General features: G+C 38.8%; 7 protein-coding genes. All 7 read right to left on the bottom strand.

Annotated features, from left to right (window positions below):
• Positions 1-25 precede the first annotated feature (25 nt).
• Complete coding sequence (locus ACTHJT_RS09160) at positions 26-3,619, bottom strand: hypothetical protein (RefSeq protein ID WP_440237723.1); 3,594 nt, start codon at positions 3,617-3,619, stop codon at positions 26-28.
• Positions 3,620-3,712: 93 nt separating this feature from the next.
• Positions 3,713-5,743 carry a hypothetical protein gene (locus tag ACTHJT_RS09155; RefSeq protein ID WP_440237722.1) on the bottom strand — a complete coding sequence of 677 codons (2,031 nt, stop codon included), beginning with the start codon at positions 5,741-5,743 and terminating at the stop codon, positions 3,713-3,715.
• A 101-nt stretch (positions 5,744-5,844) separates the two neighbouring features.
• Positions 5,845-6,402, bottom strand: coding sequence for a hypothetical protein (locus ACTHJT_RS09150; protein ID WP_440237721.1), 558 nt, complete (start codon positions 6,400-6,402; stop codon positions 5,845-5,847).
• Between the two features lie 106 nt (positions 6,403-6,508).
• Positions 6,509-7,069, bottom strand: a complete 561-nt coding sequence (locus ACTHJT_RS09145) for an OmpH family outer membrane protein (protein ID WP_440237720.1) — start codon at positions 7,067-7,069, stop codon at positions 6,509-6,511.
• Positions 7,070-7,498: 429 nt separating this feature from the next.
• On the bottom strand, positions 7,499-13,222 hold the full coding sequence (locus tag ACTHJT_RS09140; protein ID WP_440237719.1) for an RHS repeat domain-containing protein: 5,724 nt from the start codon (positions 13,220-13,222) through the stop codon (positions 7,499-7,501).
• A gap of 8 nt (positions 13,223-13,230) precedes the next feature.
• A complete protein-coding gene (locus tag ACTHJT_RS09135; RefSeq protein ID WP_440237718.1) occupies positions 13,231-13,695 on the bottom strand; it encodes a hypothetical protein in 465 nt (154 codons plus the stop codon).
• Positions 13,696-13,707: 12 nt separating this feature from the next.
• On the bottom strand, positions 13,708-15,571 hold a 1,864-nt coding region (locus ACTHJT_RS09130), incomplete at its 5' end, for a hypothetical protein (RefSeq protein ID WP_440237717.1).

Below are 15,571 nucleotides of genomic sequence, written 5' to 3'. Positions count from 1 at the left end.
TTTTATCTTCTGATATATTTTTCAATTAGTTGATCGGACGTGCGAAATTGTAATTATACTCATTCATTTTCACCTCGCCGTTGGTTGTTTCTTTATATGTGGCTTTCAAACGGCCTCTGGTATCATACTCATAACGCACATACCTGTTATCAGAGCCCAATACATATGTAAGTAAACCTGTGTTCTTATCATATACATATGATTGCACTTCCGAAACAAATGGCTGGAATCTGAAATCATCTGTATACACATAATTAGATGTACTAGCATTTCTTACGCCTACATCAACCTTCAGATCTGTACCTGCTGCAGTTGTTGTAGTAATATCCATTGTCATTAAAATCCAGTTACCACATTTTATATGTTTGGTAGCATCATAATTTTGAGTTGTTGTAGTTGAGGTACCATTCACCGTACTGGTATAAAACAATTGTGCGTCTGCTATATTATCCTTGTACACCCAGGCAGAAATACGGTATTGTTTTCCCTTACCAAAACCTCCTTCTCCTCCCTCGTTATATTTAACTGTATAAGCTATTCTACCCCCATTCAGATTTAATTTATAACTGCTTACACCTGTGTGCGCATAGGTTGAAACAGGATATCCTGCAAACTCACCTTCTCCATGTTCTGCACTGCCAATTGAAAATTCTGTATATTTCGAATTTACTGCTGTTCCACAGATTAAACTTTCATCTTCCGAATATTTAATGGAAGTATATTGATTATTGATATCTTTAGATTCAAGCAGTTTAGAATATTGTGTATATAAAGTATTTGTATTAACGGCCTTCCAATATGAAGAGGTCTGTGCGCCAGAAGCTGAATAATCGAATGGCACAAAAGCCCCCATTCCTGTTGCTGGGTAAGTTCCATCCGTATTCAAATAGGGACTATCCCATGTATACGATGATTTTATTCTCCACTTTGTCTGATCAACAGTAATATAACTATATTGATCAGGGAAATATGTATAATCCTGGATTGATGCTGTTGAATAACCATATTGATTACTTCCCTGTCTGTAGTTCCAATTTTCCGACCAGGTAGTAACAGCAGCCTTTAATACATTCCCATTATCCATGGTAATTGTCCTGGCTCCAAGATCAGAGGTTATTGACGATGCCCGGCTTATAGCTTTAAACTGAGTCCGGTCTTTTGAAATCCAGCTAATAAATACGGGTAAGGTTAACCCGGAAATTTTTGTACCGGCATGGCAAGACAAAGGTAATTTAGTTCCTCCGTTCATTGTTACCAATATCTGTTTAGGTGCAACAGATATTGAAGCGCTTGTCACATTGACAGAATATGCACCAGCTGAAGCATTCTTCTTTATCACATATGAACCGGAATTTTGTGTCAGCATATTCACGCCGCTATTTAATTTTAAGCCCATACCTCCAGGCCATCCATCATTATCATACCAATTATAAGCCGGATCGTTAATAACCATATAGGTATTTCCGTAACTATCCGAAGTTTGTGTTTCTGTAACAGCGCCCGTATAAAAATCAAACGCCGTATTATTGGTTGTCGTCGTGATACCTTTCGTATAATCTTTATTCGTTGTAGAAATCAATACAGATGGATATTGTGATTTTACTGTAACAGAGGCAAACTTATTTTCCCAGGAAGCTCCTAAATCGGGGTTCATACGACGTTGTTCATGAAATACCTGTTCAATAATGCCCTGGTCATTTTCAGGAGTAGATGTATAGTTGTTACTTACTTCAGAAAGAAGCCGGTTATTTTTGTCGTATGTTTTAATGGATATTACATTTCCTATCTGGCTTGTTTTATCACTAATCTTTGTTGTCCGGGCAAATGCCTGCGTACCGGTACTACTGGATACATTTTCAAATCCAATCATATCTTCTTTAAATGATTGAAACTGATATGCCTGATACGTTGGCGCATCTGTTGTTACTCCATTTTTAGTAACGCTGTTTTTTACTTTAACCGATTCATATAAAACACCCGGTGCTACAACATCTTTTGCCATTGCCATAATTTTTGCAAAAGTTGTGTAATATTCTTTCCGATAAGATTGTAATGCAGGCTCACTTGCAGCAATATCAGGACGTGTATCCAAATCGTCATAACAATTTGGCAAAAATGCAGTTCCTCCAGTTGCATAGGTATACTTTGTTGTACTTTGAACTAGATTGTCTTTAACAGAAATTTGGCTCACACATAATCCTCCACCATATTCGCTTCCTTTAGGAACAATTTTGATAAATGAGTTATAATGAAGAAGAACATTTGGATTGAAAGTGATCCCATATTGATCCTGCCAGGTAGCATCGTCTTTAAAATAATTATGCGCCGAATTTTCTACAATAATATAATTAGAACCTACCTCTTTAACATCATACTTTATGCTAAAATAAGCAGCACTTTTATCCCTGGAATTAGCAGCACAAGTACTTCCTGATGGAAATGGATCAGTCCTTGACGGACATGCATAATAACTTTCCATACCCATAGTATAAATGTCTACTTTATCATTTACGCTATAGTATTGCGTAAGATCACGACCGCTTAATTCTTCCGGAGTAAAATTGAATTTTAAACTCTGAAGTGTCCCACCGTTAAGTGTTTCATAGATATAATATGTATTGGTATAAGCGCCGATTGCTTCATTAGAGTATCTTGTACCTACTTGTGGCGAACAATTAAGTATAGAATAATTTTTAAGTTCAACCTGATCAATTTGATCTGACTTATAATCTATTGCTATCGTAGATCCTGTAGGAGTTTCTATACTTCTGAGGTTCCAGCAATCTACGGCCTTTGATGAAACATCTGTTGTACGTCTGTAATTATTCCTTCTTGCATTTGCGACCGGGTTGTAATCAGATTTAAACATCCCCCATATATCATAATACTCCGGCGAATAGGGCGGATTCTTCGTTTGTGATGCCAAAACTGGAATTCCTTTATCTCCTGTAACAGGTAATGTACCTCCCAAAAAAACTACATCATATGCTGTGTTCGGTGAGCCGTAACCTTTAGTCAACGTGCAATAAAATGTTTTACTATTCAGAACAAACGTTACAATATCACCTACATTAAAATTGTTTGCGCCTCCGCAATCTATCTTACCCATTTTACCTGTATAACCAGCGTCTCCGGCAATATTCGTTATCTGTATATTTCCTTGCAGTGGATTTGTTAAATCATATTTAAAGTTTGTTGAAGGAAGCAATTGCACTTGATTCCGTCCATAAAAGCGAATTGCTTTTAATGTCAATTTTCCGGATTTGGTATTTATATCTGTATCGAAGCTATTTGTAGTATTTAAACATAATGAATTATCCTGATCAAAACGTACACTCTTGACTGCCGTATTTCTGATTAATGTTTCAAGACTAAGACTTTGCCCATATGGAACCGGTGTTAAATCAGCTGCATCTAACATATTTTCCCAATGAATAATAGGTTTATAAGTTGTTACAGGAGAGCCGTTGTTATATGAACGGATTAATTTATTACAATCACCATTTACAAATGAATTATTATCGGCTGTTGTTGTATGATTTCCTTTAAGATCAGTAATTGCATACGGATATATAACGTTAGCTAATGCATTATTTTCAATTAAAATAATCTCTTTCAATTTTAATGACTTTACAGGTTTGTATGAGTCATTTTTACTATATGGTGCCTCAATATAATAAGAACCATCATTTGATAGAATTCCAGCAAAGGATTATACATAATTCTTACTATAAGAATCATAATCATAAGAATTTGTTCCCTTTAAATCTAATCGACTATCTTTAATAAACAGCGCTGTGTGCGTGCGTGTGCTAATTGAATTTATATAATAAATTTCTTTACCACCTCTACTTACTGATGTTGATCCATCGATATCTGCATTTACACCTATGTCAGGTGTCCTATACCCACATCGATCTGTCCACCTTCCATACTCAAAGTTTACCCAATAACCCCAGTCGGCGGCATCTGCAAACCCGTTATGATTGTTGTCAACATAATCGGGGCCAGTTACCGCGGTGAGCATCCAGGTATATGCATAGGGATTAGGATTAGAAATACTTCTTGACTGGATGCTTCCTGTCCTGCTATTTGTCGATTCAGACTTTTGGCTGTATTGATATGTATATGCAGGGAGTGCATAATGATATGTAACCCCATTTTCATTTGTTATACTGTAACCACCAATGTTCTTCGATATATCATAGGATGTAGGTGTATCTAAAGTGCCATCTGTAAAAGTTCGTGAATTTCTTTCTGAATTTGGAATAGCAGGAGTATTAATAAATCCGATTGCAGTACCTGCCGCTATTTCTGCATTGGTGAAATATTCAACATGTCTGCTGCCGGCAATTTTCTTTTCCGTTGGTCTACCTGAACCATCAAGAGTCTGAAAAATTCCTCTGGGATCCAATTGATCAGCCGTATAGGCCATACCTGAAGAAGGATATGACAGTGTGGAACCGGACACTGCAAAGTCACTTGGCGTTATCTTATGACTGTTTGAAAAATCATTACGAAAACGAAACTGGTGTTTGTCAATTGTGAATGGCCTGAAAATATCTGTTTTCATTTTAACACTTCCATTATCCGGGTTGTTATACTTTTTTCTGAAAAAAGATCCGTTGTCAAGCATAACTGGTTCTATAGAGCCTGACAAACCTTGACTCAAAACAGTATAATTATCATAACAGGCAACAACAGGGTTTGTTGTCCAGTCTAAATCTTTCTGGTCTGCTAAGTTTACTCCCGGATCATATAATATATTACAATCCAGACTTGATGTACTATACGGAGTCGAGCTGACGTTACTTGCAGCTTTACTATTTAACACTCCATATAATGCCGTTTCACTTGTTTCACGCATCCAGTATCTGGAATATTTATATCCAACAGACACATAAAAACAATAAATAGGAATCTGTAGTCCAAATCCTCCACTAAAAGTGCTGATTTTACCATAATTATCATTTGTACCAGATAAAGCACCTGCTATAGTAGAAGAAGTTTTTAAGCCCCCTGAGCTTAAAGACACCCCCATGGTTGATTGAGTGATTTGAGAGCTAATCCCAAAAGATCCGTATGTTTGTCCTCCATAAGAGCCAACTGTCACTCCCACTGACATCGCCCGACCTCCTATACCAATCCCAACAGATCCGTATGTTCCACTCCATGAATCAGAACCAATGCTGGCATTGATTCCGATTCCATTTTTATATCCCAATCCTATACTCAAGCCTTCAGATCCACCATTACCTCTGTATGTATCATGTTTAATACCAACATCAACTCCTACAGTAGCTATATTCGCAATACCTACACCAACACCAAAATTGTATTCTGTTGTTATCCCTCCATTCCATTCATCATCTACATAGTACTTGGCATTACAATAATCATCAGCAAAATTATTTACTGTCCTGTTAATAGAGCCCGGATTTAAATTCCAACCCAAGCCTACCCAACTTGCGTCCTGTGCAGGCATAACCCCACCATGATAGGATAATGCCACCGGATAGCCGCCTTCCGGCCCCGGCACTTCCAATAAAGGAATATTGTAATTAAAATCTCCAGTTACCAGATCAACCATATCGGTTGTATCGACCGGTTCAAAGCTTGCTACTTCAGGTGTTGCAGGGCCTGAGGTCAGCGCCATGGATACCGTTGGCGCTACTAGCTGTGTGAAAATATTCAATGCCATGAAGATGGCCAGGGTCTTTAAAAAATACTTCTTGCTGTACATAGGATTTTTTATTCTAGTCGTATTCGTATCTCTTTATTTTTATGCATATAACCTTCATAAACATGAGGATTCATCAGGCTTGTTGCAGAAATGTATTCTGTTTATTTCGTATCGGGTAAGTTAATTTTCAGATCAGGTGCATCACGCAGATCTTTCATATCAAAATGATACTTGCGATTGCCTGATCCCATGCCGAATTCCAGCAGGTGAAATTCTACCCACTCTTTTTCTTTTTCCAACTCTTCTCCCGCAAAAGCAAACATCACGGTAGAACCTCTGCCCATGCCATACAGACGCGGGTACACAAAATCTCCTACAGGAATCGTGTCTTTATTGGAGGTAGTTAAAAAAACAAATTTGTCCATTTGAAAGGCCATGGTCTGCAGCATACTGCTGAACCTGCTCATACTGCCGCTATGCAACATGGGGTCCTGGTCTTTCACTGATAAAGTAAGATTGAAATACAGATTTCTGGCATATTGATCTTTCACGGATTTAACCAACGAATCTGTTAATGTGGGTTCATTTCTTAACTCCTGCGCAACCAGTAGACCTGTGGGTCTGTTCATCACTTCAATGACCAGGCCCTGCACGCTGTCTTTCTGCAACAGGCCATTGCCTGCATCCTGTGCGTAGGTCTGTAACTCTTCTTCTGTCATAGAAGAATGTCCGCAACTGCATAGCAGTATGCCCGCAAAAAATAAAACGGAGAAACGAAAATTCATATAGGGGAATAAAAACTTCGTAAATACTTTTATCTGTTAATTATTGTGCCGTTGTGCTGCCTTTTGACGCATAGCGCTCATTCAGTTCCTTCAGTACATCTGTTGTTATATCAAGACTTTCATTTCCGTAAGCGATGTTGCCATTGGCGGCTACTAATACATACCTGCAATTTTTCTTCTTACCATATTCCAGTAAATAGGTATTGATGTTGTTTAATACCTTGCCCATGATCTTCTGGTCTTCTTCACGTGCCTGCTGGTCAATCGCGCGCTGGTAATCCATTAGCTCCTGCTGACGGGTATTGATCAGTTCTCTACTTAACTTCTTTTCACGATCCGACATCTTCGAAGATTCTTTCTCGTACTGCTCAATCTGCTTCTGAACGCCGGAGGTAAGTGTATCAACATTTGCTTTATAGGCTTCCATCTTCCTGGTGTATTCCTTACGGGCATCTTCCATTTCTTTATAATCCTTCAACAGTTTGGAAGAGTCTACATAATAGATCTGTTCTCCGGTGTAGAGTTTAACAGCTAAAAAAATAACCGCGCCGATTAAAATTACATTCAGGCCTATTAAAATTTTAATTATGTTGTTATTCATAAAATTATTTATTGTGATCTACGGGGATCAAAAGTAGTATAATCTTATTTATAAACAAATGTTAAAAATAGCGTAATGCAATAAAAACTGCACTTTTCATTGAAACTATATTTACAAAATCATAATATGAATAAAAAAAACAGTGAATAAAAAAATCAACTACGTGATAACTAAAACAATATAATATTATTGAAAAATATCAGCACCGTGCAAAAAAATCCCGGCAATTCCTTCCGATGGATAGCTAATTCGACTTAATACATGAATTGTTTTCGCAAAATTTTACTGCTGCAGAACATGAGTTGTCTGAATACTGACTCTTGTTTTGAATGAGATTGAGCCTAAAAATTTGTACATCAACCTAATTTTAGCTAATGGAAAACTAAAAATAAAAAGGAGCTCGCATAAGTCGAGCTCCTTTTGAAACTGTTAATCATATCTATTAATACCAGTTGCTGTTTTAGTCTCTTCAATTCCTACATCCAGGAAGAAGTCTTCCCACTCAGCAGGCGTCCAATATTTTGATGCATGTTGTGTGCTTCTTACATGGTCTACATAAGTCGTCAAGAAAGTTGCTCCATATTTTGAAACCGCCCATGGGGCAGTACTCATTCCTGCAGAGAACACTTCTTCAGCCTTATCTTGTAAATCCTTATATGCTTCAACGACATCCTTAAGATGACTATTTTGGTAAAACTCTTGCCCTGCTCGGATAAGCTCCTGTAATTTGGTTTCTGTTTTAACAACATACATCGCCGGATCGATAGTTGCAAATTTAATGCCCGACTCCATCGCTGCTTTACCAATTTCAATTTTAGCTGCTTCTTCTGCTGCTAGCTTGGCTGCTTGTTTTTCCGCCTGGCGTGCCGCCTGTTTTTCCATTGCTTTTGCCATCATTGATTCAGCAATCCCTTTTCCTCCGGATGCTACAGCATCTACTACATCTCCAACACCCGCAACAGACATGGCTCCGTTCACAAAAGACATTGCCAGAGCTTTTGCACTATACCCATGCCCATTCTTTCCTTGCGTATATCCATTATTCGCATCTATGGCTGCATTTAATGCTCCGGCAGCAGCCATGCCTCCGGCACCGCTAACCAATGTAAGCGCTCCGCCGATAGCTCCCGCGGCAAAATATTCCGCCCCTCGTTTTATTTGTTTCCATCCTGACCCCTCTGCATTATTACCCACGATATGATCAATATTGCTCAGTGTATTCAATGCTCCTCCTATGCCGGCGGCGACAAGCTCCGGTTGTCCGGTCCATACACCAACTACACACATGGCGGCACCAACAACTACAGCACTGGCTGCTACTACTACTTTCTTAAGCCCTTGAGATAATTTTCTTAGAATATGAGGCTTTCTACCATCTTCATCCATCTTATTCACAGGATCATTCCCAACATATGCATAGGGACTCGGATCAGCATGACATGGATCCGGCACAAACCATCGACCGATTTCTGTATCAAACATACGGGCTTCGAAATTCAGCCAGCCTGTTTCTGCATCTGTCTCTGCATAGGCACCCTGGAATCCTGTACGGTATGCCAATGAGCTCACTCCACTTCTGCCCGGCATAACCGATCCGAACGGATAGTAATCTGCCCAGGATAGAATGGTTGCATCTACACCACTTCTGCTACGAGCAATCGTGGCACGTATGTTTCCGATATTATCTGTTAACTGGTACACATAGGTGTAGGTACTTCCACTCACATAGGCCTGACCTAACTTACTAATACCATATACCGATAGTTCCGTTTGGGCAAGTGCATGTGAATTATCATCGTATACACTTAGTAACGCTCCATTCTCATCATGCACATACCAGGTTGTATAAGAATATACACCACCTACATATGTAACTTTATTCAAGCGCAAACCATTTTCATCGTATGCAAACGTGACCTTTTTAATTGTTTTTGCCGCATCTGTATAAACGGCTGTTACCTTTTTATACATATCGTAATCGATGTACATATCAGAAGTTGCATAGTGTACATGATTCATCTGGCCTATAGAATCATACTGGTAAGTAGCGTAATAATTGCTGGTGCCGTTGTATTTAACATCTGCCAATTGATTGGTTTTTCCCGTAGGATCATATTCATATACAAAATCATTCCGTATACTACCTGTATTATCCTTCGTTGTTTTTGTCAGCATGTTTTTATTCTTATCATAGGTAAGATTATATACATTGAAATTAGAAGATGCTGTGAATACTGTTTCCGAGGCCGCTGCTACTGTACCAAAAGAGGCGCCGGTCAATTGATGATCTCCATCATAGGTGTATGCATACATCCCCATACTTCCCGAGAAGTCATGTCCACGGGTCTGCCACTTAGCTGCTTTAATTGATCCGTCATAATTATTCGCAATCGTTGCAGGTAAAGCAGTTGTTGTTACATTCGTTCCAGAACGTACATAATCTCCATCGTAGTATTGAAGCTGCAGACCAAATACATCCCGGCCAAAGCTTTTATTTACAGATGAAGCATAACCATCTTTTCCCGGATCCTTGGTATTATCCAGTGTAGGACTGTTGATGGCTTTCAAATCTCCGTTTACAGTATATATATAATCAATTCCCTGTAAAGTATCTGCCAGCTCTTCACGTTTAAGCGGCCCATGCAGGTAGTAGTAATACTTTGCTTCGTTCTGATAAATACCTGCACCCGGTCTGGACTGTACCTGTATCAAGCGCTGGCTGATATCATACGTATATTTATGTTCAAACCGTTCAGCGGCTGTCCCTTTCTGATAAACAGCGCTCAGGATATTTCCCACCATGTCATAGGTATAATCAATCGTAACGGTTTTGGTTACACCTGCGCCGCCGAAATTATATATACTCTTAACCAACCATTCAATACGGCCCAACTCATCATAGCTGAACCAGGTTGCAGCAGTGCTGCTGTATTTATATGAAAGCTTGCCTTGCAGAAAACGCTGGGTTCTGGCAACCGGTATAGCCGGGTCTGGCACACTATATACCATGGATCTTGCATTTGTTCTGCATGAACAGGTTGGCCCACCTAAACCTCCGCCTGGAGCTACTGACTCAAGTATATTGATTACACTTGAAGGACCTGATGGCGTTAATGTTTGTACCTCATATGTTTTTGGCGAACCATCCAATGCTGGATCATACTCTCCAACTTCAACTACTCTACCATAACGGTCATAGTTGATGTATGTAAACTTATTGGTCTGTTTCTGCTTATTGTTTTGCGAGAAGCGCAGTTTACCATCTTTACGATACACATACGTGATTAATTTAGAATCAGGATCATTTTTTGATAACAGCTGCCCCATGGTATTAAAGCCTGTCCCTACTGTCATTGCAGGCTTAGCGGAACTTCCTAAGTTAACACCTTTAGCTTCGGTGTTATTAATAACTCTTCCCAGATCATCATAAAACACATAATTATGTTTCGTGAAATCGTTGTAATAGGAAATAGTAATGTTGGCATTTGCAACAGAATCAAGTGTCTTTTGATAGAATCCTACAGAAGGTGTACCACATGTTTCCGTGACAGGGAAAGCATAATATGTACTTGTATAAACATTATCTGTCGGGGCGACCCAATAATCAATGGTTTCGAATTTATATGTATCAGGAAGTTTAAGTGTGCTCACATTGAACGCGGAAGTCAGACCTGTGTAAACAACCTTCCCAGTACTCAATGAGGTTACTTTTATTTTTGTATTGGGTTTTGTCGAAGATAAACTAAAGCTCGTTGTCTTTTTTAAATAGATTGATGCAGAAGTACCTGTTCCATTGTAATAAGTCCCCTTGTCAATTTGAGTATAATCCCCACATCCCGGAACACCTTGGTAATGTACGAGGTATTTAACTTTAAATGGCTGCTTCGAACGGACCTGAATGGGAGCTTCTGCACCGATCGTATACAGGTTCATTGAATCCAGCAATTGTGTTGGCAAATAGAAGTTTGCTGGCAAACCTGCATAATACAAGTAAACTCCTGAAGAATATGGTGTAGTATGACTATACACCCAGATACTGTCTGTACCTTGAACCGTTATATTTTTCAATACCCTGTAACCAAGAGAATTTACTTTGAAATTATAGTAATAGTAACCACCCATTCCAAAGGATACAGTATTCACTGCTGCATTGGTTGAATCAGCGGTAACTGTTGAAAGCAGACGCCCATTCTTATCGACAATAGAAACTTCCTGTTTCCCGTTCGGGTCTGTTGCAATAATCTTTGTTGCTCCGCAGGCACAACTTTTTGCATTGGTGGTGATATATGAATTTCTTACCGCCGCATAATTATTCATTTCATTTCCAACAGACATGAACTGCAAGCGATCGGTTTTATTTTTACTCACTTGCAAAGAGTCTCCCGGCATAGCAGCAGAAACCTGTCCGCCAAATGCAGTATCTGTCCTGCCTACACGTTGATATGGGAAACCGGTAGTTGCAACAAAAGGTTCTGTTGTATTGTTATTACTATAGTAGTAGCCTAATGTTCCAGGCGTAGCTGTAGCAACCCTGTTATCAAAATACTGATAGGTATATGTATGACCTGTTGTATCTTTTACAAAGTTAGGATTGTAAGTAAAGCAGGTTTGATTGATCGGTGCAGGAAGCGTTGTTATCGCTTTGCGTCCCATCTGATCATATAAGGTAGCTTTTGCGAGAATATTTCCGGCAGCAATATTCCTGTATTGCGTTTGGGTTACACGGTTCATTTTATCATAATATATTCTGGATTCATCTATGATATTTCCATTTTCATCATAATAGGTAGTCTGCTCCCAGATCATGCCAGGGTCCGTACTGCATGACGATAAGGGTGGAGGAATTGAGGCATTGGCATATATGAGTGTACGCGCAAAGGCATTCGAATTAGAACCTGACCATATAGAGTATGCGATATAACTCTTTTTAAATTTCTGACTATATGCCAACATAAGACCCGCTGTTCCATTAGCAGCATCTGTGGACACAGCATTTTGTTGTGTACCCACAAACGTGTAGCTGTTATTAATAATCTGGTAGTTGAGCAGATTGGGTGACGTACTGCATGTGTTTGCATAATAAAACACCACTATATAACCAGTACCCTCATCCCACATGATTCTTGGATTATAGGTATTACAGGTCGTATTGACTGTAGCGTTTGATTCTGCTTTTAACTGTGCGCCATTTTTATCATATACCTTATATGCAATGCTTCGCGGACCATATTGCCCGTCTGCGTTCCATGCCAGTGCATAAGCTCCAGTAGTACTATTTAAAGTCATGGTTGGCGACCAGTGATTTGTAACAGTTGTACTATTTGCCTTTACTTCTGCCATTCCGACAAATGTTCCTGTACCTGATCTTGTAAATCTTCGCACATATACATCGCTTGCTCCGCTTGATGGCACACTCGTGTACATAGCAATCAATTGGTTCGTTACCGGAGAATATTCCAACCCATATGGGGTCTGATTATTTGCTGTAGTCTGGTTAACTAAAAAATCTGTGCCTACAACTGTATAATCCGGGTAATATACTCTTCCCGCATACATCCCTACACCACTACCATCATTACCATTGTATTCTCTCCAGGCCAGAATCAGTTCATTCTGCACATAATCAAAGCACATGTTGATCAACAACTGCTTACCGACTGTACTGGTATTAACCTTATTGCTATTTTCATTAACGTTTGTTACTGCAGCCGGATTGTCAATATACAAATTGATTTTCTTTGTATACACATCGTAATCGCCATCTGCACCATGGTTACTCGACCAGCCAATAACGAATGAGTTATCATTTTGGTTTACTCTTACGACAGGATTTGACTGATCACCGCTGGTATTGTAATTCACACGGAATTCCGGTGTAATCACATTCCATTTTTTATCATAGATCACACAGTAAATATCATGATTCGATGAACCTACCGCATCCGCGCCCTGATAGGCGTATACAACAACACCTGAATTGTTGTGAACATCTACAACAGGACCGCGCGCCGTTGTATAACCTGTAGCGCCCAGATTTAAGTCTGACTGCACACCTGCAGTAACAAGGTTTTCATCATCAATGCTTAATGATTGAGCGAATCCTTGAAACACGCAAAGGAATAAAAATACCGGGAGAATATATTTTGAAAGCATGTTCATACTTAGTTCATTCTTTTAGTTAAAACATTCGTTGCAACACCTGATTTATCAGTTGCTTTAATTGTTGTATAGCTTGTATTTTTAACAATACTCTCCGGAATCAATGCGGTAAGATTAACATTGTTGTTATAGATCAGAAATGTTTTTTGGCCATGTACCAGAAACTGTTCTCCGTTCTTTTCTTCATATGTTAATTTCATCGTTACAAGATTTCCGGATCCGCTTGTTGTGCCATATAGCAACTCAACTTCCTTCAGTTGTTTCGGATCGCTGATGTGGAATACGATATTCAATTCAGACTTTCTGTTTTTATGTTCCTCTGAACCTACAGATGGCATCTGGTGATACTGATTTCCTTCATCAATATGTCTGAAAGAAACAAACAACTCAGATAAAACAACGGGACTGGCAGCAAACGCCAATACACAATAACAAAAGATTATTACGCTATAGATATATTTTTTCATACAGATTATAATTTAATGAGGGAAATTATATTGTTTCGTCATTCTCAGAATTTCGCCATTAATTGTTTCTCTGTAAATGGCGACCACACGGCCTGCATTATCATATTGAGTTCGTGTATAGAAATTATCTGCATCCAATACATATGTTCTCCATTTAGTATTTGGATCATATACATACGTTACAATCGGCTGATCAAGCGGATAAAAACGGATATCGTCAAAATAAGCTATTGTAGCAGATTGATTGTCGCATCCGACTTCCAGCAAATTATTCTGGGCCACCGTTGATGGCACTTTAATATCAATCGTTATCAATTTCCAGTTTCCGCAGGTTGTAACATTCGTATTACCAGTCAATGTTACCCTTGTCGTTGAGGTCCCTGAAAGTTGTACGCCGCTTTGATTCGTAAATTTGTAGTAAATACCTGCATTTGTATTTCCGTTGTTGTTGATCCATACACTTGCTCTGTAGGGTTTGCCTCTTTCGATATTATTGGTATCAATAGGAGCTCTGTAAATAAATCCTGTATTATTCTGAGCAATGCTTAACCCGTATTTACCGGTATGGGCAGCGGCTTTTGTTTGCGTACCACCGCCTTTAGAAACCTCTCCGCCAAAATAGGTAAGGTCTGCAATCGTATTCAAATCCTCAGCACCAGAGAAAGCTATTTCCGTATATTTACAATTACTTCCTGCCGTCAGCGTGAATGCCTGATTATATCCCTGTTTTGTTGACACACTGTTTACATTCAAATCTTTTGTTTCCAGTTTTTGAGAAAAAGGGCTGTATCTGTAAATGAACCCTTGCTTCTGCCAGCCTGTAGCCTGGCTTCCTGAACCATATGCATATGGAGTGAATTTCTTGTACGAACCGTCTGTATTTAAATTCGGGCTATTCCAGAACCACACTTCATTTTGTCTCCAGATGTTTACTCCAACATCAACGGTATCTACATAATATGTACTGTTCTTCAGGAATCTTTTGGACCACGTATTCGACCAGGTAGATATTGAAGATGTCAATGTATCTATATGAGAGTTATAATGAACCGTATCTACTTTAATTTTATAACCCGCGGTTGTAGGAACCAACATATTTTTATTGCCAGCTGCTACAACCTTCACTCCCATACCCGGATATTTTACATAAGCCGGAATCGTTTGTGATTTAAATGTACTTCCATTAGCATCTGTCGACACTAATTCTGTTACATCACCGGAGTAAAAATCAAAGGCATTATTGATTGCGTTGTTTGTGATGCAATGGGATGCGCCAACATCTGCTTTGCTTAATAGCACGGATGGATAAACTACATTTACCGCAACAATAGCATAGTGATATTCATTTAAGGCACCTTTATGAAAAATTCTATGCTCGTGAGATACCTGACCAATGATCCCCTGATTATTTGGTATATCAAAGGTGTTACTATAGGTGTAATTACTACCTGACAAAAATTTATCTGTATTTTTATCATAATTTTGCTCTGAAAGCACATTCCCAACCCTGGATGTTTTATCATTGATAAATATTGTCCGTGCTTTTGAATTGCTGGATACAGCAGAAGACTGTTCGACTCTTGTTATCAAATCATTTGTATATACCTGATAATATTTTTTCTGATATACTGGTGATTTATAACTTCCATTACTTATTTCTTTTACAGTGATCAACTGATATAATACAACAGGAGCAGTAATTTGTTTTCCATAAGCAAGTACATTATTAAAGCTGGCCGGATTGTTTGTTAATCCTGAAGTGTAATTAAATCCATTTAAATAGTTCTGGAAATAATTGTGATAAACTGCATAAAAATCAAAATGTATGATTGATCCCATCCAGGAAGCAATCGGTGTGAATAATAATCCATCAAAT

The organism is Cytophaga sp., from assembly GCF_051961495.1.
Lineage (GTDB): Bacteria > Bacteroidota > Bacteroidia > Cytophagales > Cytophagaceae > Cytophaga.
Note: the sequence above shows the minus strand (reverse complement) of the source record. Positions and strands in the feature narration are given on the sequence as shown.

Excerpts from the sequence above, each read along its gene's own strand:
- ACTHJT_RS09155 (WP_440237722.1), bottom strand. The coding sequence starts at position 5,743 with ATGTACAGCAAGAAGTATTTTTTAAAGACCCTGGCCATCTTCATGGCA.
- ACTHJT_RS09140 (WP_440237719.1), bottom strand. The coding sequence starts at position 13,222 with ATGCTTTCAAAATATATTCTCCCGGTATTTTTATTCCTTTGCGTGTTT.
- ACTHJT_RS09150 (WP_440237721.1), bottom strand. The coding sequence starts at position 6,402 with ATGACAGAAGAAGAGTTACAGACCTACGCACAGGATGCAGGCAATGGC.
- ACTHJT_RS09135 (WP_440237718.1), bottom strand. The coding sequence starts at position 13,695 with ATGAAAAAATATATCTATAGCGTAATAATCTTTTGTTATTGTGTATTG.
- ACTHJT_RS09145 (WP_440237720.1), bottom strand. The coding sequence starts at position 7,069 with ATGAATAACAACATAATTAAAATTTTAATAGGCCTGAATGTAATTTTA.